We start from the raw sequence: 24,176 nt of genomic DNA, 5'->3' as shown, positions 1-24,176 counted from the left end.
ACAAAAATACGAGAGAGGTTGTTTATTTATGAATAAGAAGTGGTTTTTAGTTATCTTTAGTTTTTTGGCAAGTTTCTTTTTAGTAGCCTGTCAGTCATCTGACTCAAGCTCACAGTCAGCAGTGGAGGCCATCAAGCAAAAAGGAAAATTAGTTGTCGCAACTAGTCCTGACTATGCGCCATTTGAGTTTCAAGCACTTGTAGATGGGAAAAATCAAGTTGTCGGTGCTGATATTGATATGGCACAAGCAATCGCTGATGAACTTGGAGTAAAATTAGAAATTTCAAGTATGAGTTTTGATAATGTCTTGACCAGTCTTCAAACAGGAAAAGCAGATTTGGCTATTGCGGGAATCAGTGCAACTGAAGAAAGAAAAGAAGTCTTTGATTTCTCAATTCCTTACTATGAAAACAAAATTAGCTTCCTAATCAGAAAGTCCGACCTTGAAAAATACAAGGATTTGGATTCTCTAGCAAGTGCTAATATTGCTGCTCAAAAAGGAACTGTACCTGAATCAATGGTTAAAGAGCAACTTCCAAAAGCACAGTTGACTTCATTGACCAACATGGGAGAAGCAGTTAATGAGCTTCAATCAGCCAAAGTTGATGCAGTTCACATGGATGAACCTGTCGCTTTAAGCTATGCTGGTAAGAACTCTGATTTGGCTGTGGCAACAGTCAGCTTGACTATGACAGAAGGTGAAGCTAATGCTGTAGCTATCAAAAAAGGTAACTCAGATTTGAAGGAAGTGGTTGATAAGGTTATTCAAAAACTCAAGGATGAGGGAACTTATCAATCTTATCTTGAAAAAGCTGCTAAGCTAACAGAAGTAGAACAATAAGAAAACAGAGTTGGATCTTAGTCCAGCTCTGTTTTTAAGTAATCTAGTGTGGTTTCTATCTTTTCAAGAGGCACTTTGGCAAAGTGATAGGGACAAGTAGACAAGTAGGAGGTCTCGAAAAAGTCAAGACCTAGAGAACTGTGTTTGAGACTAGCAATTTTAGGATACTGTCTCAAATCAAGTAAGAGTCCATCGTGGAGTGGATAGGTTGGGAGATTGATAGGATTGCTTTTTAAAAGTTTTTGAATCTGAGCTTGCTTCTTTTCTTGGAGGACTAGTCTAGCTAGTCTATTTTTTTCGAATAATTGACTATCAATGTAGAGGGATAAGGCCTTTTGCATAATGAGGTTGTTATCATAGTCAAGGATATTTTTATAGGACACAAAGGCTTCTTTGATGGCATTTGGAAGTATGAGGGCAGTAATCCGAAGAGCAGGGAAAAGACTGGTAGAAAAGGATTTGATATAGATGACCAGATCATTTTGGTCTAGATAGTGGAAGGTCTGCCCCATTTTGGGATCGAGATCCCCCAAATAGTCATCTTCTACGATGTAAATCTGATACTTGGCAGCCAAATCTAGAATGGCTCGTTTTTCTTGTTCCGAATAGGAATGTCCTAGAGGATAGTGAAAGCGTGGAATGGTATAGAAAAACTTAATCTTTCCAGTTTTAAAGTGTTCCTCAAGTTCGTTTAGGTCAATCCCATCAATCCGTCGTTCAATGGTTTGATAAGGAAGCCTCTGAGCCAGCAGAAGCTGGTTCATTCGATGATAGGTAGGTTGCTCAACCAGACTTTCCTGCGTTCGACTCGGAAAGTCTATCTGAGAAAGAATAAAGAGAGCCTGCTGAGTTCCAGAGGTTAGAACCAATTGGTCTGGCTTGCTGTAGATAGATTGCTCAAAAAGTAGTTTCTGAACGGACTGACGTAATTCTTCTAAGCCTTCTTGGTGTTCATAGTAATTGTAGAGATAATTTTCTCGCCCAATTAGGGTTTCATTGACACAGAGACGAAAGTCATCATAGGTACCCAAGTGATCATCATTAACTAAAATTTCTAGATCATCATGACTACTTTGTTGCTCTAAGACATAATAGCCACTTTGTGGTTTAGAATAGATATATTTTGCATATCGAAGTTCTAAGAGAGCTCTTTGGACGGTGTCTTTGCTACAGTGGAAATCTTGGCTAATGTTCCGAATGGAGGGCAGGCGACTTCCTGTAGGAAAAGTTCCAGATTCAATCCCTTCTTTTAGATAGGCAACAACCTGTTCATACTTACTTTTTTTGTGCATACCAGACCTCTCTTGATTTTGTTACATTGTACCTTTTTTTAAGACGTTTGGCAATGTTAAATAGCTTTCCAACGTTCAATTCTTAGAAGAAATATGATATACTTAGAAAGTAAAATTTTCAAAGAAGAGTGAGATGATAAAGGTGCAAGAACCAGTTAAATTATTCCAATACAATACCTTGGGAGCTTTGATGGCAGGACTTTACGGCGGTACAATGACCGTTGGTGAGTTGCTTGAACATGGAGATTTAGGACTAGGAACCTTGGACTCTATTGATGGAGAATTGATTGTCTTAGATGGTAAAGCCTATCAAGCTAAGGGTTCAGGTGAGAAGCCTGAAATCGTGGAAGTGTCGCCAGACGCACTTATTCCCTATGCAGCAGTTGTACCCCACCAGGCAGAGGTTATTTTCCGCCAGCGTTTTGAAATGACCGATCAGGAGTTAGAAAAGAGAATTGAGTCCTACTATGATGGGGAAAACCTCTTTCGTTCCATCAAGATTCATGGTGATTTTAAACACATGCATGTGCGCATGATTCCTAAGTCAACCTCTGAAACTAAGTTTGCAGAAGTAGCAACGCATCAGCCAGAGTACAGTCGTGAAAATGTTTCAGGAACTATCGTCGGCTTTTGGACCCCAGAGATTTTCCATGGTGTCAGCGTTGCAGGTTATCATTTACACTTCATCTCTGATGACCTCACCTTTGGTGGTCACGTTATGGACTTTGTCATCAAGGAGGGGATTGTTGAACTAGGAGCTGTTGATCAACTGGATCAACGTTTTCCTGTTCAGGATCGTCGGTATCTCTTTGCTAAGTTTAACGTTGAAGAGATGAAAAAAGATATCGATCAGGCAGAATAAAAGGAGACAAGTATGAAAATTCATGTCATAATCACAATGCTAGCTTTATTTGTATTTCTCATTGTTGCCATTTGGTTTTCAAAAAAGAAGTACAAGATTAACCTTTCAGTTTTAGGCCTTGGGGCAGTTGCGTTTTTTGTCTCATCTCAAGTACTGGAGAAAATTGTTCACCTTATCGTTCTTCATCCACAAAAAGATGGGACTATTTCGCTCATGCAGGAGCATCCTTTTCTATACGTCCTTTATGGAATCACTATGGCAGCTCTCTTTGAAGAAACGGCTCGACTTGTCTTCTTTAAATGGTTAGAGAAGAAGAGAGCTTTGGAAGATTCGGATGCCCTCGCCTATGGACTTGGTCATGGTGGCTTGGAATTACTCTACCTCGGAATGGGAAGCTTGATTAGTCTTTTGATCCTCTTCTCGTTATTAGAGTCTTCAAATCCAGATTTGGCCAATCTCCTTCCAACAAATACTCTTGAAACAGTTCAATCTCTATCTGGATGGCAGGTTTATTTACTCGGTGTTGAGCGTGTGCTGGCTCTGGTTATGCAAATCGGTCTCTCTTTCTGGGTATATCAAGGAGTTCGTCAAAAGAATTGGATTTATCTGGTAACTGCTTATGGTTTGCACGCCTTCTTTGATCTGGCACCAAGTCTATCTCAGGTTGGTTGGATTTCAAATCCTCTTCTTGTCGAAGGATTATTAGCAGTAGAAGTTGTTCTATTGGTATACTTTACAAAAGCTATCTTATATAAAAAATAATCATGCAAAAGAGGTCTAACCTCTTTTTTTACTTGAGTGAATAAAAAAGCTTCTCAAATCATCGAAAAAAATCGCTAAAAATGGTATAATAGAATGGATTTTATAAAAGGATGAGAGATATGATAGTACTAGATAAATTAAAAGAAACCTTAGATGGAATTGATATTCGTTTCGATGAGCCATTGAAAACTTATACCTATACAAAAGTCGGAGGAAAGTCAGATTACTTAGTTTTTCCTCGAAATCACTACGAGATGGCTCGTGTGGTTAAGTTTGCTAATCAAGAAAACATCCCATGGATGGTTCTTGGAAATGCTAGTAATATTATTGTTCGTGAAGGCGGAGTTCGTGGCTTTGTCATTATGTGTGACAAGCTCAACAATGTTTCGGTTGATGGTTATACGATTGAAGCAGAAGCAGGAGCTAACTTGATTGAAACAACTCGCATTGCTCTTCGCCATAGTTTGACTGGATTTGAGTTTGCGTGTGGAATTCCAGGAAGCGTCGGTGGTGCTGTTTTTATGAACGCTGGTGCCTATGGTGGTGAGATTTCCAATATTTTGCAGTCTTGCAAAGTGTTGACCAAGGATGGGGAAATTGAAACCTTATCTGCTAAGGATTTAGCCTTTGGTTATCGTCATTCAGCCATTCAAGATTCTGGAGCAGTCGTCTTATCAGCTAAATTCGCACTTTCTCCTGGGAATTATGAGACCATCAAACAAGAAATGGATCGCTTGACCCACCTTCGGGAACTCAAACAACCTTTGGAATACCCTTCATGTGGCTCTGTCTTTAAACGTCCAGTCGGGCATTTTGCAGGACAATTGATTTCAGAAGCTGGTTTGAAGGGCTACCGTATCGGTGGTATTGAAGTCTCAGAAAAACATGCAGGTTTTATGATAAATGTAGCTGATGGAACTGCCAAGGACTATGAGGAATTAATCGAGTCTGTCATTGAAAAAGTTAAAGAACATTCTGGTGTTACCCTTGAGCGAGAGGTTCGTATCTTGGGTGAACACGAATAACATTATTTTTACATATTATGCAAAGATTGGGATTTTTAACGCTAGATGAGGTTTAGGTCATTTTATTTCCTACACTTGTGTCTAGCATTCTAACAAGGTCTCAATCTGTTAATTTACGAAGAAGAAGGATTTATAGGAATTGAAAAAACCAATTATCGAATTCAGAAACGTTTCTAAAGTTTTTGAAGATAGTGACACTAAGGTTCTCAAGGATATTAACTTTGAGTTGGAAGAAGGAAAATTTTATACACTGCTAGGAGCTTCTGGTTCGGGTAAATCAACCATTCTAAATATCATCGCAGGTTTGCTTGATGCAACGACGGGAGATATTTTGTTGGATGGCGTGCGAATCAATGATATCCCGACCAATAAACGAGATGTTCACACGGTCTTCCAATCTTACGCTTTATTCCCACACATGAATGTCTTTGAAAATGTTGCCTTTCCATTGCGATTACGCAAGGTCGATAAAAAAGAAATCGAAAAACGTGTCTTAGAAGTTCTCAAGATGGTACAGCTTGAAGGTTATGAAAAACGTTCCATCCGTAGACTATCTGGAGGACAACGCCAGCGTGTAGCTATTGCGCGTGCCATTATCAATCAACCTCGTGTGGTACTCTTGGATGAGCCCTTGTCAGCGCTTGACTTGAAGTTGCGGACAGACATGCAGTACGAACTACGTGAACTGCAACAACGCTTGGGCATCACCTTTGTCTTTGTTACCCATGATCAGGAAGAAGCCTTGGCTATGAGTGACTGGATTTTTGTCATGAATGATGGTGAAATTGTTCAGTCAGGTACACCAGTGGACATCTACGACGAGCCCATCAACCACTTTGTTGCAACCTTTATCGGTGAATCAAACATCTTGCCAGGAACCATGATTGAGGACTACTTGGTCGAGTTTAACGGCAAACGCTTTGAAGCGGTCGATGGTGGTATGAAGCCAAATGAACCAGTCGAAGTCGTCATTCGTCCAGAGGACTTGCGTATTACTCTTCCAGAAGAAGGAAAACTTCAAGTGAAGGTCGATACGCAGCTCTTCCGTGGAGTTCACTATGAGATTATCGCCTATGATGAACTTGGCAATGAATGGATGATTCACTCAACACGTAAGGCCATTGTTGGTGAGGAAATCGGTCTGGACTTTGAACCAGAAGATATCCACATCATGCGTCTTAATGAAACAGAAGAAGAATTCGATGCTCGTATCGAAGAATATGTAGAAATCGAAGAGCAAGAAGCAGGTTTGATCAACGCTATCGAGGAGGAAAGAGATGAAGAAAACAACCTCTAAACTCTTTGTAGTGCCCTACATGCTTTGGATTGCACTCTTTGTATTGGCACCCTTGGTCTTGATATTCGGGCAATCCTTTTTCAACATCGAAGGCCAGTTCAGTTTAGAAAACTATAAATCCTATTTTGCGTCACAAAATTTAACCTATCTCAAAATGAGTTTTAACTCAGTTCTCTATGCTGGGATTGTAACTCTAGTGACGCTTCTTATCAGCTATCCAACAGCCCTCTTTTTGACTCGTCTCAAACACCGTCAACTCTGGCTCATGCTGATCATCTTGCCAACATGGATTAACCTACTCCTTAAAGCCTATGCTTTTATCGGGATTTTTGGGCAAAATGGCTCTATCAACCAATTCCTCGAATTTATCGGAATCGGTTCGCAGCAGTTACTATTTACAGATTTCTCATTTATCTTTGTTGCAAGCTATATCGAGCTTCCATTTATGATTTTGCCTATCTTCAACGTTTTGGATGATATGGATAATAACCTTATCAATGCGAGCTATGACCTCGGTGCAACCAAGTGGGAGACTTTCCGTCATGTCATCTTCCCTCTGTCTATGAATGGAGTGCGAAGTGGTGTCCAATCTGTCTTTATCCCGAGTTTAAGTCTCTTCATGCTGACACGTTTGATTGGGGGGAACCGAGTGATTACCTTGGGGACTGCCATCGAGCAGAACTTCCTGACAAACGATAATTACGGTATGGGTTCAACTATCGGTGTTGTTCTTATCCTGACCATGTTTATCACTATGTGGGTGACTAAGGAAAGGAGAGAACGATGAAAAAATTATCAAATCTTTACCTAGCGTTTGTCTTTATCGTCCTCTATCTGCCAATCTTTTACTTGATTGGTTATGCCTTCAATGCTGGGGATGATATGAATAGCTTTATTGGCTTTAGTTTGTCTCACTTTGAAACCATGTTTGGCGATGGAAGACTCATGCTGATCTTGGTTCAAACCTTTTTACTAGCCTTCCTATCAGCCTTGATTGCGACTGTTATTGGGACTTTTGGTGCCATTTACATCTATCAGTCTCGTAAGAAATACCAAGAAGCCTTTCTATCACTCAATAATATCCTCATGGTTGCGCCTGACGTTATGATTGGTGCCAGCTTCTTGATTCTCTTTACCCAACTCAAGTTTTCACTTGGCTTTTTGACTGTTCTCTCTAGTCACGTGGCCTTCTCCATTCCTATCGTGGTCTTGATGGTCTTGCCTCGACTCAAGGAAATGAACGGTGACATGATTCATGCGGCCTATGACCTTGGTGCCAGTCAATTTCAGATGTTTAAGGAAATCATGCTTCCTTACCTGACACCGTCTATCATTGCAGGTTACTTCATGGCCTTCACCTATTCGCTAGATGACTTTGCCGTGACCTTCTTTGTAACGGGAAATGGCTTTTCAACCCTCTCAGTCGAGATTTACTCTCGTGCTCGTAAAGGGATTTCGCTAGAAATCAATGCCCTGTCTGCCCTTGTCTTTCTCTTTAGTATTATCCTAGTGGTTGGATATTACTTTATCTCACGTGAGAAGGAGGAGCAAGCATGAAACGACTCTATTCATTTTTAGCAGGAATTCTAGCCATTATCCTTGTCTTGTGGGGAATTTCCTATCATCTTGATAGTAAAATCAATAGCCGTGATAGTCAAAAATTGGTCATCTACAACTGGGGAGACTATATCGATCCTGAACTTCTGGAGAAATTTACAGAAGAAACAGGAATTCAAGTCCAGTACGAGACCTTTGACTCTAACGAAGCCATGTACACGAAAATCAAGCAGGGTGGAACAACCTATGATATTGCCATCCCAAGTGAGTACATGATTAACAAGATGAAGGACGAAGACCTCTTGGTTCCGCTAGATTATAGCAAGATTGAGGGCATTGAGAATATCGGTTCTGAGTTTCTCAACCAGTCCTTTGATCCCAACAACCAGTACTCTATCCCATACTTCTGGGGGACCTTGGGAATTGTCTACAATGAAACTATGGTGGAAGAAGCGCCTGAACATTGGGACGACCTTTGGAAGCCAGAGTATAAAAACTCTATTATGCTTTTTGATGGGGCGCGTGAAGTGCTTGGTTTAGGTCTTAACTCATTAGGCTATAGCCTCAACTCAAAAGATCCACAGCAGTTGGAGGAAACGGTAGATAAGCTCTATAAGCTAACACCGAATATCAAGGCTATTGTTGCGGATGAGATGAAGGGCTACATGATTCAGAATAACGCTGCCATCGGTGTGACCTTCTCAGGAGAAGCCAGCCAGATGCTTGAGAAAAATGAAAATCTCCGCTATGTGGTACCGACAGAAGCAAGTAACCTCTGGTTTGACAATATGGTCATTCCTAAAACAGTCAAAAACCAAGACGCAGCCTACGCCTTTATCAACTTTATGTTGAAACCTGACAATGCTCTCAAAAATGCAGAGTATGTTGGTTATTCAACACCAAACAATGCTGCTAAGGAAATGCTCCCTGAGGAGACAAAAGAGGACAAGTCCTTTTATCCTGATGCTGAAACCATGAAACATCTAGAAGTTTATGAGAAATTTGACCATAAATGGACAGGAAAATATAGCGACCTCTTCCTACAATTTAAGATGTATCGGAAGTAGGAGGATATAAAATAAAAACGAATCAGTCAAGCTGGTTCGTTTTTTTATAAAATCTTGTATAAATTGTTGACAAATTTAATTTTAGTGATAAAATAATATCCTTTATACATTTAGGAGGTGTATATGAGATGAGTGATCTATTTGTTCAAAAGTCTGACCATTTTTTAAGTCTCTGTAATCAGATGATTATCATAAAGAATGGTCAACGCGAGATTGTTAAAGAAATCTCAATCCACTTAGTTGAGAATGTCATAGTATTTGCGAACGCTCAGTTAACCACTCAATTACTAAAGTCCTTAGCAAAGAAGCAAATCAATGTTTATTATTTTTCTAGTGAAGGTAAATTTTTGGCTTGCTTGGATTCCTATCGACAAGAAGATTTTGAGAAGCAAATTATTCAGACGAAAGCTTGTTTTGATAAGGATTTTTGTCTCTCTATATCCAAAAAAATAGCTTCCGCCAAGGTAAATCACCAGCTATCCTTACTTAAAAATTATAATCAAGATGGAATTTTAACACATGAAGATTTTTCACGCTTTGAGGAAAGTATAGAAAAGATATCTGAAGCTAGGTCAATTCCAGAAGTGATGGGGTATGAAGGCAGAATTGCAAAGTCTTATTTTTACTATTTGGGCTTGCTAGTACCGGATGAGTTTCGTTTTTATGGGCGAAGTCGTAGGCCTGCCGAGGATTGTTTTAATAGTCTACTAAATTTTGGTTACTCTTTGCTCTATTCTTGCTTTCTAGGCCTGATAAGAAAAAATGGTTTGAGTTATGGTTTTGGAGTTATGCATCAGAGCAACCAACACCATGCAAGTTTAGCGAGTGACCTCATGGAGGAGTGGCGTCCAATCATCGTTGATAATACTATTTTAGACTTAATCTTTAGTGGTAAATTAACAGTTGAGCATTTTGAAAAGAATGAAGAGGGTGGCTATTTATTGCGAGATGAAGGGAGAAAGGTTTTTATCTGTGCAATGAGGGAACGGATGTTAGAAATCCATCAGTACGTTGAAGTAGATAAAAAACGTTATACTTTTCTATATATGGCAGATCTGCAGATTAAAGGATTGATTCGAGCTTTTGAAAGTCTAAAACCCGAACTTTATGTTACGGGCTATACAGGAGAATAATCATGGGACTTTACTTTAATCTATCTTCTGAGGAGAAGGAATATGTTAAGAAAAAAAGTTTCTTTTGTATCATTATTTATGATATTGTCAGTAATAAGAGACGTCTGAAACTCGCAAAGTTACTAGAGGGATTTGGTATCCGAGTCCAACGCTCTTGCTTTGAGGTTGATCTAGAAAAGTCCAACTATCGTAGCTTGCTGAGTGAGTTGCAAGCATTCTATGATGCTGACCAGTTAGACAATATCATTGTTTACCTTGGAAATCGAGAAGAAACCTTGCGCTTAAATACAGATGAAGTCGAGATAGAAAAGGAGGATTGTTTGTTCTTTTGAGATGAAAACTCTTACAAAATATGGTATACTAATAGTAGTTTCCAATAGGTTATATCTATTGCTTGTTATAGGTTTACATACAAGATATGGGGTATAGATACCTATCTACCTCGAGAGGGGCCGGAAACGAGAAGAGCTACGGTCTATAAATTGTAACACTATCTGTGTATAGATACCTATCTACCTCGAGAGGGGACGGAAACGAGCTATTGCCCGCAAAGTTAGCCGAGCTACTTGTATAGCTACCTATCTACCTCGAGAGGGGACGGAAACTCAAAACATGTGTTCTTGGATCATTTTCGCGAATATTTGTATAGCTACCTATCTACCTCCTACCTCGCAAGGGGCCGGCAACTGTTTTTCACGAGCTTCAGCCTCTTTCATGCGAATGTATAGCTCCCTATCTACCTCGAGAGGGGCCGGAAACTTTATTTAAAAACTACATCGATCACGCCAGAAAACGTATAGATACCTATCTATCTCGGGAGGGGCCGGAAACCCTTTCCACGCATCATTAATCTGCTTAACTGCAGATTCAGGTATAGAAACCTATCTACCTCGAGAGGGGACGGAAACTGTTGGTTACCTCCAAATAAATGTACTAAACTTTCAAAGTATAGATACCTATCTACCTCGCGAGGGGCCGGAAACACGGTGAAGTCATAAAACTTAGCATAAGCTAGCCGTATAGATATCTATCTACCTCGCGAGGGGCCGGAAACACTGAATCTTTTTCACCGGTTTCTGGTAATTTTGTATAGATACCTATCTACCTCGCGAGGGGCCGGAAACGATGTTTTATCTGTATAGCTCCATGTCGTTTTAGTCCGTATAGCTCCCTATCCATCTACCTCTAGAGAGGCCGGAACTGGAACATGTGTATTTCCTCCTTCATTACTTATTTTGTATAGCTACCTATCTACCTCGAGAGGGGCCGAAAGCTAATTGATGACAGCTTTATATGTTTTGATAAGTTTCGTATAAGAATCTATCAACCTCGCGAGGGGCCGGAAACAATTCAGGTTTCGCACAAATACTCACATCTAAACCATAAAGAACATCCTACGCACCTCGCGAGGGGCCTGAAACACTTCGTAAAAAATTTCCATAAAAATTACCTTCTTTCGTATAGATACCTATCTACCTCGCGAGGGGTCGGAAACTTGAAGACCTTACATTGAATGTACTTCATTAGTTTGTATAGCTCCCTATCTACCTCGAAAGGGGCCGGAAACTGGTTTGATTTCATTCGCTGAAACAACGTAATCCATGTATAGCTACCTATCTACCTCGAGAGGGGGCGGAAACCTTCCTTTTAATAAATTAACCATTTTAAACTTCCTGTATAGCTACCTCACTACCTCGAGAGGGGCCGGAAACCTTCAGCCTGTACCTGCTTCGGTCGAATATCGTTCGGTATAGCTCCCTATCTACCTCGCTAGGGGCCGGAAACACTCTAAACCGTCTGCACATGACCTGCTTGAATGCAGTGAGGTATAAGACCCTATCAACCTCGCGAGGGGCCGGAAACTTTTTGACTTTAACATCTATGATATAAGCCCCAACTGTATAAGAACCTATCAACCTCGCGAGGGGCCGGAAACTTATAAGGATTCAGATGGTTTTCAAATTTTACTGTATAGCTACCTATCTACCTCGCTAGGGGCCGGAAACTTAACTGCAAGATGAGCCGTATCTAGTGCGTTTTTGTATAAGAACCTATCAACCTCGCGAGGGGCCGGAAACTGATTGTATGTGCAATACTGATGTGTCTAGATCGTATATCCCCCTATCTACCTCGGGAGTGGCCGGAAACATAGATGGGAAGTATTCAAAATCAGCGTTTCCATCGTATAGATATCTATCTACCTCGCGAGGGGCCGGAAACATACGCTCCATGGTGATTTTATCGATTGACATAATTGTATAAGAACCTATCTACCTCGCGAGGGGCCGGAAACCTTGGTGGTTCAGGAGTATGAGTTGTTACCTTCGCTACAAGTATAGCTACCTATCTACCTCGCGAGGGGACAGTTTCATAAGGGCAAAGGATTCCAAAAGTAAATGAAAAAAGCGCTCATGAGAAACCAAAAGCGCAATTGTATCAATAAAGGAGGCATATGAAACGCATCGTTCTATCATTTAAGAGGATTGACCAATCACCGAGCGACCTATCGACAAAATTCCAAGGTTTTCTTATGGAAAACTTGGAACCAGACTATGTGACTTGGCTACATGAGCAGGAGACCAACCCCTATTCACTAAAAATCATCCATCAAAAGGACAAGACCCTATGGTCCCTTCATCTTCTGACGGATGAGGCTGTCAAGCAGATTTTGCCTGTTCTATTGGAGCTCAAGAAATTAGAGCTTCATGACTTACCGACTCTCATGGTAGAGTCTTTGTCCATGCAAGATCTCAGTTCGGAACAACTCTTTGAGTTTTTTAATGAAAACCAAGATCGGTCACTCTGCACCATTCATTTTCAAACTCCAACAGGATTTCGCTCCCAGGGAGAGTACGTGCTCTTTCCGACCATGCATCTCATCTTTCAGAGTTTGATGATGAAGTATGCACGTCTGGTCGAGAATCGTCAGGACATTGAAGAGGAAACCCTGAACTACTTGGTCAAGCATAGTAGGATTACCAGCTATCGATTGGAATCCAGTTATTTTAAAGTTCATGGCAAAAAAATTCCTGGTTTCAGGGGGAGACTGACCTTTAAGATTACAGGTCCAAATACCTTGAAAGCATACGCTAATATGCTTCTGAAATTTGGAGAGTACTCAGGTCTCGGTATGAAAACTAGCTTAGGGATGGGAGGTTTAGAACTTGAAGAAAGAAAAGATTGATTTAGTTTATGGATCGCTTTTGCACGCTATCGGCAAGGTGATTCAAGGTTCCAGGTATGATGAGAAAGACCTGGGTACCATTGGGTCCGAATGGTTTAGACGCTTTTCGGATAATGAAAAAATAGCCCAGCAGATAGCCAAGGCGACTTCTAGTGATTTGCCGACGGTCTTAGCTCCTGATAGTTTGGTCTATATCACGTCAGTTGCTGCAAAGATTGCTTCAGGCTTAAAAAGAGCAGCAGACACTCATCAAGGTAAAGAAGATTTCCTAAGCAAACAATCGGATATCTTCAATGTATTTTCAGATACCCCTAGTCAGCGTTATCTAGATGCAAGACCTTTAGGGCTTGACGGGGAACCAAACTATGCTAAGGGATCGAGTGAGCTATCTGACCAATCAGCTTATGACTTGATAGTAGAGACCTTAGAAAAAGAGTTTGAGAGATTGAACTTTAGCCAATCTGAGATAGATGCCCTTTTGAATCTCCTTGAGTCTACTCTATCCTATGTACCTGTTTCGACAAGAACTAAGGAATTATCGGATTTTTCTCTAGCAACCTACAGTCGTCTAACAGCTGGCTTTGCCCTAGCCATAGAGGAATATTTAGCTGATCAGAATTGCCGTGATTATGAGAAGGTACTGGGGCAGGATTTAGAGGATTTTTATAGCGAGAAGGCCTTTTTATTAGCAAGTTTTGACCTTTCAGGTATTCAGGACTTTATCTACAATATCGCAACGGCTGGTGCAGCCAAGCAACTAAAAGCACGTTCCTTGTATCTAGATTTCATGGGGGAACATATCGCTGACAGCTTACTGGAGAAGTTAGAGCTGACAAGGGCTAATCTTCTCTACGTTGGTGGAGGTCACGCCTACTTTATCCTTCCAAACACCGAAAAAACTAGAGAAACCTTGGCTAACTTTGAAGCAGAATTCAATCAGTTTTTGGTCAAGCATTTCCAGACAGGCTTATACGTAGCATTTGGTTGGAGTCCGTTTTCTGCCAATGATATGACAACGACACTGGCCGACTATCGAAAAGTCTATCAAACAACTAGTCGGATGATTTCTCAAAAGAAAATTTCTCGTTACGATGCCAAAACTCTCCTTGAACTCAACCAAGGAGGAAAAAGTTCCCAGAGAGAATGTGCTATTTGCCACTCAGTCGAAAAGCTTACCAAGTCTAATGGTCAAGAAGTCTGCCATATCTGTGCAGGAATGTATCGCTTTGCTAAGGAGATACAAGAAAACTACTATATTGTCACAAAAGAAAAAGGTCTGCCGATAGGTCCGGGAGCCTATATTAGTGGTATTTCCAAAGCCGACCTCGCTAATGAAGAGTGGGACCGTGTTTATGTCAAGAATAGTTATAGCACAGATATGCTAAAAGCAACTCATGTCTTTGTCGGAGATTACAAGTATGATGAGATTTACGAGTATGCTAAACTATCTCAGGAGTCTGGTCAAGGTATCAAGCGTCTGGCAGTCGTTCGACTAGATGTGGATGACCTAGGAGCAGCCTTTATGGCTGGATTCTCTTATCAAGATAGTGGCAAGTATAATACTCTGGCACGCTCGGCGACCTTCTCTAGAAGTATGAGTCTCTTCTTTAAGGTCTATATCAACCAGTTTGCCAAAGAGAAAAAACTATCGATCATTTATGCCGGTGGAGATGATGTATTTGCTATCGGTTCCTGGCAGGATGTTATTGAGTTCACCATTTGTCTCCGACAAAACTTTATCAAGTGGACTAATGGCAAATTAACCCTATCAGCAGGGATCGGCCTCTTTCCAGATAAAACTCCGGTTAGCCTCATGGCTGAAGAAACTGGTAAGTTAGAAGGAGCAGCCAAGGATAACGATAAGGATAGTATTTCCCTTTTTGAAAAAAATTATACCTTGAAGTTCGACCAATTCATTGACAATGTTTATAATGGAAAACTTAAGAGTATTCGTTACTACTTTAATATTCAAGATGAGCGCGGAAAGAGTTTTGTATACAGACTGATTGAGCTCCTTCGTAACTACGATCGTATGAATATTGCTCGATTAGCCTATTATTTGACTCGTTTGGAAGACCAGACACCTAAAGACAAAAAAGAAGAGTTTAGAAAGTTTAAAGATTTATTCTTTTCTTGGTATACAGGTAGCGACAATGAACGTAAGGAAGCAGAGATAGCTTTACTTCTATATATTTATGAGATTAGAAAGGATTCATAGATGGCAATTTTAACAGATGATAATTACGTAGATAAGGCAGAAAAGGTTATTAAATCATTGAATCGAAATACTAGGAATTTTAGAAATCCTGATGCATTCCTTTTAACAACTACACAAATTCGAAATCTACTAAATTTAACTAGTAATCTTTTTGATGAAAGTAAGATTAGAGAGTATAAGGAATTGGCTGATAAAATCGCTTATTTGAGAGTGCAGTTTGTTTATCAAGCAGGAAGAGAACCTTCTGTGAAAGACTTAGTAAGAAAAGCTGAAATACTAGCTGCACTAAAGGAAGTAAATAATAAGGAAAGTCTGCAACGTTTTTGCCGCTATATGGAAGCACTAGTAGCTTATTTCAAATTTTATGGAGGAAAAGATTAATGACATTTGCAAAAATTCAAGTAACAGGACAAATTCGTCTAGAGACAGGACTTCATATTGGAACAAGTGATGCCTTTGCAGCAATTGGGGCTATGGACTCACCTGTGATTAAAGATCCAATTACGAACTTACCCATTATCCCGGGTTCAAGTATCAAAGGGAAAATGCGTACCCTTCTAGCAAAAGTATATAATTCTAGACTAGCAAAGCAACCAGGAGAAGATGGGGAAATTATAAGTCGACTATTTGGAAATAGCTCATCTAAGCGCGATAAAATAGGTCGTTTAATTTTTCGTGATGCATTTTTATCTAATAAAGATAAACTTGATAGCTTAGGCGCAAAGATTTATACTGAAGTAAAATTCGAAAATACCATTGACCGTATCACTGCTGAAGCTAAACCGAGACAAATTGAACGTGCCATCCGAGACAGTGTCTTTGGATTTGAGTTGATCTATGAGGTGACAGACAAGAGTCAAGCTCAAGTAGAAGAAGACTTCAAAGTGATTCTTGATGGATTAAAACTGTTGGAACTTGATTATTTAGGTGGTTCAGGCTCTCGTGGATATGGTAAAGTTGTTTTTGAGGATCTTAAAGCAAATACAGTTTTCGGAAACTATGATGTTAGTAGATTGAATGAACTTTTAACTACGGAGGTCTAGTATGACCTACAAGATGTATATTATGAACTTCCATACTGCTCACTTCGGAGCAGGAACTCTGGATAGTTCTAAAATGACTTTTGCAGCGGACCGATTGTTTTCAGCCTTAGCTATAGAAGCAAAAAAAATGGGGAAAATGGAGGAATTCGTGTCAATAGCGGGTCAAGATGAATTTGTTTTGACTGATGCCTTTCCTTATAAGTCAGGACCATTTTTACCTAAGCCGATAGGATTTCCAAAGTTTGATCAGGCAGATTTAACGACAGATGTCAAAGAAGTGCGACGCCAAGCGAAAATGGCAAAGAAACTTCAGTTTATTCCTCTAGATAAATTTGATTCTTATGTAAATGGGACTCTTTTTGAAGACGCAGAACATGGAGTAACAAACATCGTCACTAAAAACCAACCTCATGTAGATGGGGCTCTTTATCAAGTTTCTACAGTTCGATTTGCTGATAAGTCTGCTCTCTATGTGATTGCTACCGAATCTGAACTCTTAAATGAGCTCATGACAAGCTTGCAGTATACGGGGATTGGGGGCAAACGCTCTAGTGGTTATGGACAATTTGATTTGACTATATTAGATTTACCAGATAGCTTCAAAAATCGTCTCACCAAGGCCCATCAAGGACCTGTCATGACCTTGACGACTTCTCTACCAGTCGAAAAGGAATTTGAATATGCTATGGAAACTGGTTCCTATTTACTAAGTAAATCAAGTGGTTTTGCTTTTAGTACAGAAACTAATGAAAATTACCGTAAGCAGGATTTATATAAGTTTGCTTCTGGATCTACTTTCTCTGAAACCTTTACAGGACAGATCGTGGATGTAAGGCCTCTTGATTTCCCACATGAAGTATTAAGCTATGCTAAACCATTATTTTTCAAGATGGAGGGAGAAAGATGAAAACAGAGTATAGAACCTTTCAATTTAGCCTCCTAGCCATGGCTCCTATCCATACTGGCAGTGGTGATAAGTACACATCTCGTGAATTTATCTATGAAGATGGGTACTTTTATTTCCCCGATATGGGTAAGTTTTATAATCGAATGGTGGAGAAAGGTTATGATCAGAAGTTTGAGCGCTTTTTACAAGAGAGGAAGGAAAGTGCCAGTAATAATCGTTTGATTTCCTTTTTAGAGGATAACCGTATTTCTGACCGTGATTTTGGTGGTTATAGGATTAAAGAGACTGGTTTTGAAACCGAAAAGAACAACATTGATTCCCAGTTAGGTACTATTAATGAAGTAGCAAAGTTTATGAGAGATCCTTATGGTAATCCTTATATACCTGGTAGTTCGTTAAAGGGAGCTATTCGAACTATTTTAATGAACACAAATCCTCACTGGAACAATAAAAAGGTGGTTGATACTAGAGGTAAGAATCCTAAGGAAAATAAAAATATGATTCCTTGGGTGCCTAAGAAGGGTAAAGAATTCAATAACATATTTAATGCCATTCGTGTTAGTGATAGCAAACCATTTAGAAATGACAGTCTTATTTTAGTTCAAAAATGGGATTATTCAGCCAAGTCCTTAACTCCCAAGCCTCTTCCCTTATACAGGGAAGCCATCGCACCCTCAACTAAAATCAATTTCACCATTACTACAACTACTAAGGAAGCTGGAATCCTAATGGAAGAATTAGGACAGAGAGCGCAAGCCTTTTACAAAGAATATAAAAACTTTTTCTTATCAGATTTTCCTGAAAATAAAATTCAGCCAAATAGTCAATATCCTATCTACTTGGGTGCTGGTAGTGGAGTTTGGACAAAAACAATTTTTAAACAAGCATATGAAATTGTAAAAGAGAACCACAAGAAACCAGTACAAACTAAGATGAAGGGTAAAGGTGTATTAAAGCTTACAAAAGCCCCTATCCTTTTGGAAGATGACTCTGTTCAGCCTTCCATATTAATAAAAAATGATGAATTCTTCTATGAAATGGGCAAGGCGAACTTTATGATTAAGGAGATTACTAAATGAAGGTTTTGATTTCGGCAGTGGGTGATACAGATCCTATACGAAATTTTCACGATGGAGCCTTAGTACATATTGCTAGAAAATATCGTCCAGATAAGATTATTATTGTTTTTTCAGAGAGAACAATTAGTAAGAAAGATGATATTGAGAAAGTGATTCGTTCTATTGATTCTGAATACCTCCCAGAGATTGTATACCATGAGTCAATCATCTTAAATGCTGATGTACATGTTTTTGATATCATGTATGATCAATTTGATGCTATTATACAAGAGTATTATACAAAAGACGACGAATTTATTCTCAATCTTTCAAGTGCAACTCCTCAAATAAAATCAGCTTTGTTTGTTATTAATAGACTTAGTGAAATCAATGTCAAGGCAGTACAAGTTTCAAGTCCTGAAAATGATTCAAATGCAGGAGTTGGACATGATGATTCAGAAGATATTGATGCACTAATTGATACAAATATAGATAATAAGCAGGACTTTGTAGATCGAACTATTGAAGATACTTCAGATAAGTTTAAGCAAGGCTTAATGAAAAAAACTTTACGTGATTTTATAAAAAAATATGATTATAAAGCAAGTTTAGAGGTTGCTAATCAATTATCAGACTTTCCTGGTTTGAAAGAATGTCGAAAGAAGTTGCAAGATATTGTGGATTCATTAGACAGGCAAGCTGTACCTCAAGTCCTCCAAAAGAAAAAATGGAGCGAAGAACAGAAAAAAGTATTAAATGCTTATTTGACTATTGATTTGCAAAAGGAACGTGGTAATTTTAGTGAAGGTCTGATTAGAATTAAAAACCTTACAGAGTTTATCTTAGATGACTATATCGAAAATCGTTATCCAGGATTTTTGGATAATTACGTGAGTGAATCAGAGAAATATTATCTCGGGATTTGGGATTATAGTAAGATCTTAAAAGAAAAACATGAGTGGAATCAATTTAAAAAAATCAAACCAGTTATTAGCATGAATTCAACTCGAAATACTGTAGCTCATAAATTGGATCCATTAGATTCTGAGGAATTAAAACAGTTAGGTCCTGTCCTAAAAATCTTAAAGGGACTAGTCAAGGAACAGTATCAACTCGTTGAGAAGGATTTTAGCTTTTACAAGGACTTAAATAAGGAATTATTAGAATTACTGAAATAATGAGAGGTAGAATATCTTGGAAATTTTAATTTCAGCAGTTGGAACGACAGATCCGATAAGCAATAATCGAGATGCAGCTTTATTACATATTGCTCGAACATATAGACCTGAACAAATTGTTTTGGTTTATAGTGAAGAAATGATAGTAAAAAAAGATCTTGTTGAGAAAGCATTATGTTCAATAGAGGGTTATCATCCTAAAGTGTTTATTGAATCAATCATATTGAAAAATGATGAAGTCTATCTGTTTGATAAAATGTATGAAGTGATGGGACAGATTATTGAAAAATATTCTGGAACAGATCATCAATTAATCTTAAATCTATCCTCAGGGACACCTCAGATTATTTCTGCTTTATTTGCCTTAAATCGAATTAATGATTATAATACGCAGGCCATACAGGTTGCAACTCCTAACAAATCTGCAAACAGAAAGTATGTACCACTGTCAAGTGAAGATGAACAGAAGCTTTTTGACGAGAACGAGGATAACCAAAAGGATTACGAAGATCGTACAATCAAAGATGAAGCTGAAAAATTTAATCAGTCTCTTATCAAGCGCCATTTAAGAAATTTAATCTCTTCTTATGATTATCTTGCTGCAGAAGAATTAGTTGCTAGGAAAGAATACAATAAATTGCTCTCTAAGAAAAAGTTATATCGTTTAAGAGTCATTCTAAAAGATTTAGTAAGTGTTTTTAAAAAACAGACAACCCTTTTTGAGATAAAGGAACTTCCTATTTTAGATGTTGAAAAAACTGCTCTCAATTATTATTTATTAATTGAAATTCTCAATAAACGAGGACAAGTAGCAGATGTCTTAATCAAGTCAAAATCATTAGTTGAATTTATAATAGAAGAAAGACTAAAAAAGAACTATCCGACTCTTATAAAATATAAAAAGAAGTTGCCCAAGCTAAATGAAGAACATCAAGATTTTAAAGAAATTCTCAGTTATTTGGATAGAGAATATAAAAAATCACAAAATGGTAGTGACGAAGAAAAAGATGATTACTCACCTACATCAACTTTAAATCTAATTTCATACACTAAAATATTAGAATTTTACAACTCTTGCCCAGAATTAATTGACTCACTAAGAGTTTTCATTTCTTTAAACAATGAAAGAAATAAAGTTGCCCACGGTCTATCGGAAATTAATGATAATTTAGTTAATTCTAAAAAATTGTCTCAAACAATTGAAAGTTTACGTTTCATCTTGCAAGATACATATCATATTGATGATAAATACTTTACTTTTTATGAAGAACTTAATCGCGAAATGTTAGACTTACTTCGTTAATAAGTGTGACAAGACCTTAATAAACAAATCTCATATTGAAGAACTACTTGGAGATTTTATATTGGGAAAAAGTCTCTTGACTCCCAACCCAAAAAGCGATATAATACTAGAGTTGAGAATTGATTTTCTCTCCATCTTAGTTCAGAGAATTGGCGGTGCTGCGAGCCATCTAAGATAGAAAATCATGCTACTCAATCCAACAATTGCATAAGAATCAAGAATGACAAGTTCATTGAATGAAGGTGGTACCGCGGTTTTTCGCCCTTCGTGATATGGATTTGTCTTTTATTTTTGGAGGTGTTTATGAGAACATTTCTTGTTAAACAAAAATTTCGCCTAGGTGGTGAACGCTTTGATATCAAGGATGAGTTGGGCAATGTCGCCTATCAGGTTGAAGGTTCATTTTTTAAGATTCCTAAAACCTTTACCATCTATGATGTTGCTGGTGAACAGGTCAGTGAGATTAGTAAGGAAGTCTTAACTTTCCTACCTCGTTTTGAAATTCAACTGAGTAATGGAGATCATTTTTATATCCGAAAGAAGTTGACTTTCTTCAGAGATAAGTATGAGTTTGACAATCTCGGTCTTCGTATCGAAGGAAATGTCTGGGATTTGAATTTTAAATTGCTGGATGATCGTGACCAAGTGATTGCTGAGATTACCAAGGAACTTTTCCATTTAACCTCAACTTATACTGTAACTGTCTATGAAGACTCTTATGCAGACCTAGTCATTTCCCTCTGTGTCGCTATTGACTATGTAGAAATGCTAGAAAGCCAATCAAATTAGTAAAAAGGAGATACAAATGAAACAATTATCTAGTGCACAAGTCCGCCAAATGTGGCTTGATTTCTGGGCAAGTAAAGGCCACTCTGTAGAACCATCAGTAAGCTTGGTTCCTGTCAATGACCCAACACTTTTGTGGATCAACTCAGGGGTTGCGACTCTTAAAAAATACTTTGATGGGACTATTATCCCTGAGAACCCACGGATTACCAATGCTCAAAAAGCCATCCGTACCAATGATATCGAAAACGTAGGGAAGACTGCTCGTCACCATACTATGTTTGAAATGTTGGGGAACTTCTCAATCGGAGATTACTTCCGTGACGAAGCCATTACTTGGGCTTACGAGCTTTTGACAAGTCCTGAATGGTTTGACTTCCCAGCTGAAAAACTTTACATGACTTATTATCCAGCTGATACAGATTCTTACAACCGCTGGATTGAAGTGGGAGTGGACCCAAGTCACTTGATTCCAATCGAGGATAACTTCTGGGAAATCGGTGCTGGTCCTTCTGGACCAGATACAGAGATCTTCTTTGACCGTGGGGAAGCCTTTGACCCAGAAAATATCGGTATTCGCTTGCTTGCAGAAGATATTGAAAACGACCGCTATATCGAAATCTGGAACATTGTTTTGTCACAATTTAACGCTGACCCTGCTGTCCCTCGTAGCGAATACAAGGAATTGCCACACAAAAACATTGATACGGGCGCTGGTTTGGAGCGTTTGGTGGCGGTTATCCAAGGTGCTAAGACTAACTTTGAAACAGACCTCTTCATGCCTATCATTCGAGAAGTTGAGAAATTATCTGGTAAGGTTTACGACCAAGATGGCGACAACATGAGCTTTAAGGTCATCGCTGACCACATCCGTTCTCTTTCATTTGCGATTGGTGATGGTGCCCTTCCTGGAAATGAAGGTCGTGGTTATGTCCTCCGTCGTCTTCTTCGTCGTGCCTCTATGCATGGTCAAAAATTGGGTATCAACGAACCTTTCCTTTATAAACTCGTTCCAACTGTTGGAAAAATCATGGAAAGCTACTACCCAGAAGTTCTTGAAAAACGTGACTTTATCGAAAAAATCGTTAAGAGCGAAGAAGAGTCATTTGCTCGTACTCTTCACTCAGGTCAACACTTTGCCCAAGGCATCGTAGCAGACTTGAAAGAAAAAGGACAATCTGTCATTGCTGGTTCAGATGTCTTTAAATTGTACGACACTTATGGATTCCCAGTAGAATTGACAGAAGAAATCGCTGAAGAAGCTGGTATGACTGTAGACCGTGAAGGTTTTGAAGCAGCTATGAAGGAACAACAAGAACGTGCGCGTGCATCTGCTGTCAAAGGCGGATCTATGGGGATGCAAAACGAAACCCTTCAAAACATCACTGTAGAAAGTGTCTTCAACTACAATGCTAGCCAATTGTCTTCTAAATTGGTGGCAATCGTAGCTGATAATGCAGAAGTAGAGGCTGTATCTGAAGGAACTGCATCTCTTATCTTTGCGGAAACACCATTCTACGCTGAAATGGGTGGACAGGTTGCGGACCAAGGTCAAATCATGGATGCTCAAGGAAATGTTGTAGCGACAGTGACAGATGTTCAAAAAGCACCAAACGGACAACCACTCCATACCGTTGAAGTTCTTGGTCCTCTTGCTTTGAACCAAGAATACACCTTGGCTATCGATAGCAATCGTCGTCATCGTGTCATGAAGAACCATACAGCTACTCACTTGCTCCATGCAGCTCTTCACAATATCCTTGGCCACCACGCCACTCAGGCGGGATCTCTGAATGAGGTAGAATTCCTACGCTTTGACTTCACTCACTTCCAAGCTGTCACTCCTGAAGAATTGCGTGCTATTGAGCAACAAGTCAATGAGAAGATTTGGGAAGCCATCGCAGTAGAAACAGTTGAGACAGACATTGACACTGCTAAAGAAATGGGAGCTATGGCCCTCTTTGGTGAGAAATACGGTAAGGAAGTTCGTGTTGTTACTATCGGAGATTACTCGGTGGAGCTCTGTGGTGGTACCCACGTAGGCAATACTTCTGAAATCGGACTCTTCAAGATTGTCAAAGAAGAAGGAATCGGATCAGGAACTCGTCGTATCTTGGCAGTGACTGGTAAGGAAGCCTTTGAAGCTTACCGTGAACAAGAAGATGCTCTGAAAGCAGTCGCAGCAACCTTGAAAGCCCCTCAACTCAAGGAAGTGCCTCATAAGGTGGAAGGTCTTCAAGAACAACTCCGTCAATTGCAAAAAGAAAATGCAGAATTGAAGGAAAAAGCAGCAGCGGCAGCAGCAGGTGATGTCTTCAAGAATGTTCAAGAAGCAAACGGCCACCGTTACATTGCCAGCCAAGTTTCAGTATCAGATGCAGGTGCCCTTCGTACCTTTGCGGATAACTGGAAACAAAAAGATTACTCTGATGTGCTTGTTCTTGTCGCAGCCATTGGTGACAAGGTCAATGTCCTTGTAGCCAGCAAGACAAAAGAAGTGCATGCAGGTAATGTGATTAAAGAATTAGCTCCAATCGTCGATGGACGTGGTGGTGGTAAACCAGACATGGCCATGGCAGGAGGAAGCAACCAAGCAAAAATCCAAGAATTGTTGGATGCGGTAGCAGGTAAATTATAAGAAAATAAAGATCTATCTATTCGGA

At 39.3% G+C, this 24,176-nt stretch carries 21 protein-coding genes; 20 read left to right on the top strand and 1 reads right to left on the bottom strand.

Annotated features, from left to right (window positions below; translation table 11 throughout):
• The first annotated feature begins 28 nt into the window (after positions 1-28).
• A complete protein-coding gene (locus tag QM874_RS07425) occupies positions 29-841 on the top strand; it encodes an ABC transporter substrate-binding protein (protein WP_414316815.1) in 813 nt (270 codons plus the stop codon).
• Between the two features lie 17 nt (positions 842-858).
• Here QM874_RS07425 and QM874_RS07420 read toward each other — a convergent pair whose 3' ends face one another.
• Positions 859-2,133, bottom strand: a complete 1,275-nt coding sequence (locus QM874_RS07420; protein WP_414316814.1) for a PLP-dependent aminotransferase family protein — start codon at positions 2,131-2,133, stop codon at positions 859-861.
• Positions 2,134-2,266: 133 nt separating this feature from the next.
• Between QM874_RS07420 and budA the strand changes: the two genes are divergently transcribed.
• The 19 genes from budA to alaS all read left to right on the top strand — a co-directional run bounded on the left by budA (position 2,267) and on the right by alaS (position 24,151).
• On the top strand, positions 2,267-2,995 hold the full coding sequence (gene budA / locus QM874_RS07415) for an acetolactate decarboxylase (RefSeq protein WP_414316813.1): 729 nt from the start codon (positions 2,267-2,269) through the stop codon (positions 2,993-2,995).
• A 12-nt stretch (positions 2,996-3,007) separates the two neighbouring features.
• Complete coding sequence (locus QM874_RS07410) at positions 3,008-3,757, top strand: YhfC family glutamic-type intramembrane protease (RefSeq protein ID WP_414316812.1); 750 nt, start codon at positions 3,008-3,010, stop codon at positions 3,755-3,757.
• Between the two features lie 119 nt (positions 3,758-3,876).
• Entirely contained in the window at positions 3,877-4,782 is a 906-nt protein-coding gene (murB, locus tag QM874_RS07405) for a UDP-N-acetylmuramate dehydrogenase (RefSeq protein ID WP_414316811.1), read from the top strand.
• A gap of 139 nt (positions 4,783-4,921) precedes the next feature.
• On the top strand, positions 4,922-6,079 hold the full coding sequence (locus QM874_RS07400; protein ID WP_368909656.1) for an ABC transporter ATP-binding protein: 1,158 nt from the start codon (positions 4,922-4,924) through the stop codon (positions 6,077-6,079).
• Positions 6,060-6,866, top strand: a complete 807-nt coding sequence (locus QM874_RS07395; protein WP_000754116.1) for an ABC transporter permease — start codon at positions 6,060-6,062, stop codon at positions 6,864-6,866. Before QM874_RS07400 ends, QM874_RS07395 begins: the two co-directional genes overlap by 20 nt.
• Positions 6,863-7,636 (top strand): ABC transporter permease, encoded by a 774-nt coding sequence (locus QM874_RS07390; RefSeq protein WP_414316810.1) that lies wholly within the window; start codon positions 6,863-6,865, stop codon positions 7,634-7,636. The genes QM874_RS07395 and QM874_RS07390 overlap by 4 nt, the downstream gene beginning before the upstream one ends.
• A complete protein-coding gene (locus tag QM874_RS07385; protein ID WP_414316809.1) occupies positions 7,633-8,703 on the top strand; it encodes an ABC transporter substrate-binding protein in 1,071 nt (356 codons plus the stop codon). The genes QM874_RS07390 and QM874_RS07385 overlap by 4 nt, the downstream gene beginning before the upstream one ends.
• 128 nt (positions 8,704-8,831) lie before the next feature.
• Positions 8,832-9,836 carry a CRISPR-associated endonuclease Cas1 gene (gene cas1, locus QM874_RS07380; RefSeq protein ID WP_414316808.1) on the top strand — a complete coding sequence of 335 codons (1,005 nt, stop codon included), beginning with the start codon at positions 8,832-8,834 and terminating at the stop codon, positions 9,834-9,836.
• Positions 9,837-9,838: 2 nt separating this feature from the next.
• Positions 9,839-10,168 (top strand): CRISPR-associated endonuclease Cas2, encoded by a 330-nt coding sequence (gene cas2 / locus QM874_RS07375; RefSeq protein ID WP_414316807.1) that lies wholly within the window; start codon positions 9,839-9,841, stop codon positions 10,166-10,168.
• A gap of 2,120 nt (positions 10,169-12,288) precedes the next feature.
• Positions 12,289-13,020: a CRISPR-associated endoribonuclease Cas6 gene (gene cas6 / locus QM874_RS07370; RefSeq protein WP_414316806.1), complete on the top strand. Its 732-nt coding sequence runs from the start codon at positions 12,289-12,291 to the stop codon at positions 13,018-13,020.
• Positions 13,001-15,238, top strand: a complete 2,238-nt coding sequence (gene cas10, locus QM874_RS07365; protein WP_414316805.1) for a type III-A CRISPR-associated protein Cas10/Csm1 — start codon at positions 13,001-13,003, stop codon at positions 15,236-15,238. The genes cas6 and cas10 overlap by 20 nt, the downstream gene beginning before the upstream one ends.
• On the top strand, positions 15,239-15,619 hold the full coding sequence (gene csm2 / locus QM874_RS07360; protein ID WP_084888527.1) for a type III-A CRISPR-associated protein Csm2: 381 nt from the start codon (positions 15,239-15,241) through the stop codon (positions 15,617-15,619).
• Positions 15,619-16,281 carry a type III-A CRISPR-associated RAMP protein Csm3 gene (gene csm3 / locus QM874_RS07355; RefSeq protein ID WP_084888525.1) on the top strand — a complete coding sequence of 221 codons (663 nt, stop codon included), beginning with the start codon at positions 15,619-15,621 and terminating at the stop codon, positions 16,279-16,281. Before csm2 ends, csm3 begins: the two co-directional genes overlap by 1 nt.
• Before the next feature lies 1 nt (position 16,282).
• Positions 16,283-17,188 carry a type III-A CRISPR-associated RAMP protein Csm4 gene (csm4, locus tag QM874_RS07350; protein ID WP_373115343.1) on the top strand — a complete coding sequence of 302 codons (906 nt, stop codon included), beginning with the start codon at positions 16,283-16,285 and terminating at the stop codon, positions 17,186-17,188.
• Positions 17,185-18,267 (top strand): type III-A CRISPR-associated RAMP protein Csm5, encoded by a 1,083-nt coding sequence (gene csm5 / locus QM874_RS07345; protein ID WP_373115342.1) that lies wholly within the window; start codon positions 17,185-17,187, stop codon positions 18,265-18,267. The genes csm4 and csm5 overlap by 4 nt, the downstream gene beginning before the upstream one ends.
• A complete protein-coding gene (gene csm6, locus QM874_RS07340; protein WP_414316804.1) occupies positions 18,264-19,424 on the top strand; it encodes a type III-A CRISPR-associated CARF protein Csm6 in 1,161 nt (386 codons plus the stop codon). The genes csm5 and csm6 (QM874_RS07340) overlap by 4 nt, the downstream gene beginning before the upstream one ends.
• A gap of 16 nt (positions 19,425-19,440) precedes the next feature.
• Positions 19,441-20,727, top strand: coding sequence for a type III-A CRISPR-associated CARF protein Csm6 (gene csm6, locus QM874_RS07335; protein WP_414316803.1), 1,287 nt, complete (start codon positions 19,441-19,443; stop codon positions 20,725-20,727).
• A gap of 303 nt (positions 20,728-21,030) precedes the next feature.
• A complete protein-coding gene (locus QM874_RS07330; protein ID WP_414316802.1) occupies positions 21,031-21,516 on the top strand; it encodes an LURP-one-related/scramblase family protein in 486 nt (161 codons plus the stop codon).
• Positions 21,517-21,532: 16 nt separating this feature from the next.
• The gene (gene alaS, locus QM874_RS07325; protein ID WP_414316801.1) at positions 21,533-24,151 is read left to right on the top strand and encodes an alanine--tRNA ligase; all 2,619 of its coding nucleotides are present in this window, start codon (positions 21,533-21,535) and stop codon (positions 24,149-24,151) included.
• Positions 24,152-24,176 lie beyond the last annotated feature (25 nt).

This window comes from Streptococcus infantis (genome assembly GCF_047463615.1).
Classification (GTDB): Bacteria; Bacillota; Bacilli; order Lactobacillales; family Streptococcaceae; genus Streptococcus; species Streptococcus infantis_X.
This window is presented reverse-complemented; position numbering and strand designations above follow the sequence as displayed.

Bases quoted from the DNA above. Each gene is read 5' to 3' on its own strand.
- csm5 (WP_373115342.1), top strand. From the start codon at position 17,185: ATGAAAACAGAGTATAGAACCTTTCAATTTAGCCTCCTAGCCATGGCT.
- cas2 (WP_414316807.1), top strand. From the start codon at position 9,839: ATGGGACTTTACTTTAATCTATCTTCTGAGGAGAAGGAATATGTTAAG.
- QM874_RS07425 (WP_414316815.1), top strand. From the start codon at position 29: ATGAATAAGAAGTGGTTTTTAGTTATCTTTAGTTTTTTGGCAAGTTTC.
- cas6 (WP_414316806.1), top strand. From the start codon at position 12,289: ATGAAACGCATCGTTCTATCATTTAAGAGGATTGACCAATCACCGAGC.
- csm6 (WP_414316804.1), top strand. From the start codon at position 18,264: ATGAAGGTTTTGATTTCGGCAGTGGGTGATACAGATCCTATACGAAAT.
- QM874_RS07330 (WP_414316802.1), top strand. From the start codon at position 21,031: ATGAGAACATTTCTTGTTAAACAAAAATTTCGCCTAGGTGGTGAACGC.
- csm2 (WP_084888527.1), top strand. From the start codon at position 15,239: ATGGCAATTTTAACAGATGATAATTACGTAGATAAGGCAGAAAAGGTT.
- QM874_RS07385 (WP_414316809.1), top strand. From the start codon at position 7,633: ATGAAACGACTCTATTCATTTTTAGCAGGAATTCTAGCCATTATCCTT.
- QM874_RS07410 (WP_414316812.1), top strand. From the start codon at position 3,008: ATGAAAATTCATGTCATAATCACAATGCTAGCTTTATTTGTATTTCTC.
- budA (WP_414316813.1), top strand. From the start codon at position 2,267: ATGATAAAGGTGCAAGAACCAGTTAAATTATTCCAATACAATACCTTG.
- csm3 (WP_084888525.1), top strand. From the start codon at position 15,619: ATGACATTTGCAAAAATTCAAGTAACAGGACAAATTCGTCTAGAGACA.
- cas1 (WP_414316808.1), top strand. From the start codon at position 8,832: ATGAGTGATCTATTTGTTCAAAAGTCTGACCATTTTTTAAGTCTCTGT.
- QM874_RS07395 (WP_000754116.1), top strand. From the start codon at position 6,060: ATGAAGAAAACAACCTCTAAACTCTTTGTAGTGCCCTACATGCTTTGG.
- QM874_RS07420 (WP_414316814.1), bottom strand. From the start codon at position 2,133: ATGCACAAAAAAAGTAAGTATGAACAGGTTGTTGCCTATCTAAAAGAA.
- csm4 (WP_373115343.1), top strand. From the start codon at position 16,283: ATGACCTACAAGATGTATATTATGAACTTCCATACTGCTCACTTCGGA.
- murB (WP_414316811.1), top strand. From the start codon at position 3,877: ATGATAGTACTAGATAAATTAAAAGAAACCTTAGATGGAATTGATATT.
- alaS (WP_414316801.1), top strand. From the start codon at position 21,533: ATGAAACAATTATCTAGTGCACAAGTCCGCCAAATGTGGCTTGATTTC.
- QM874_RS07390 (WP_414316810.1), top strand. From the start codon at position 6,863: ATGAAAAAATTATCAAATCTTTACCTAGCGTTTGTCTTTATCGTCCTC.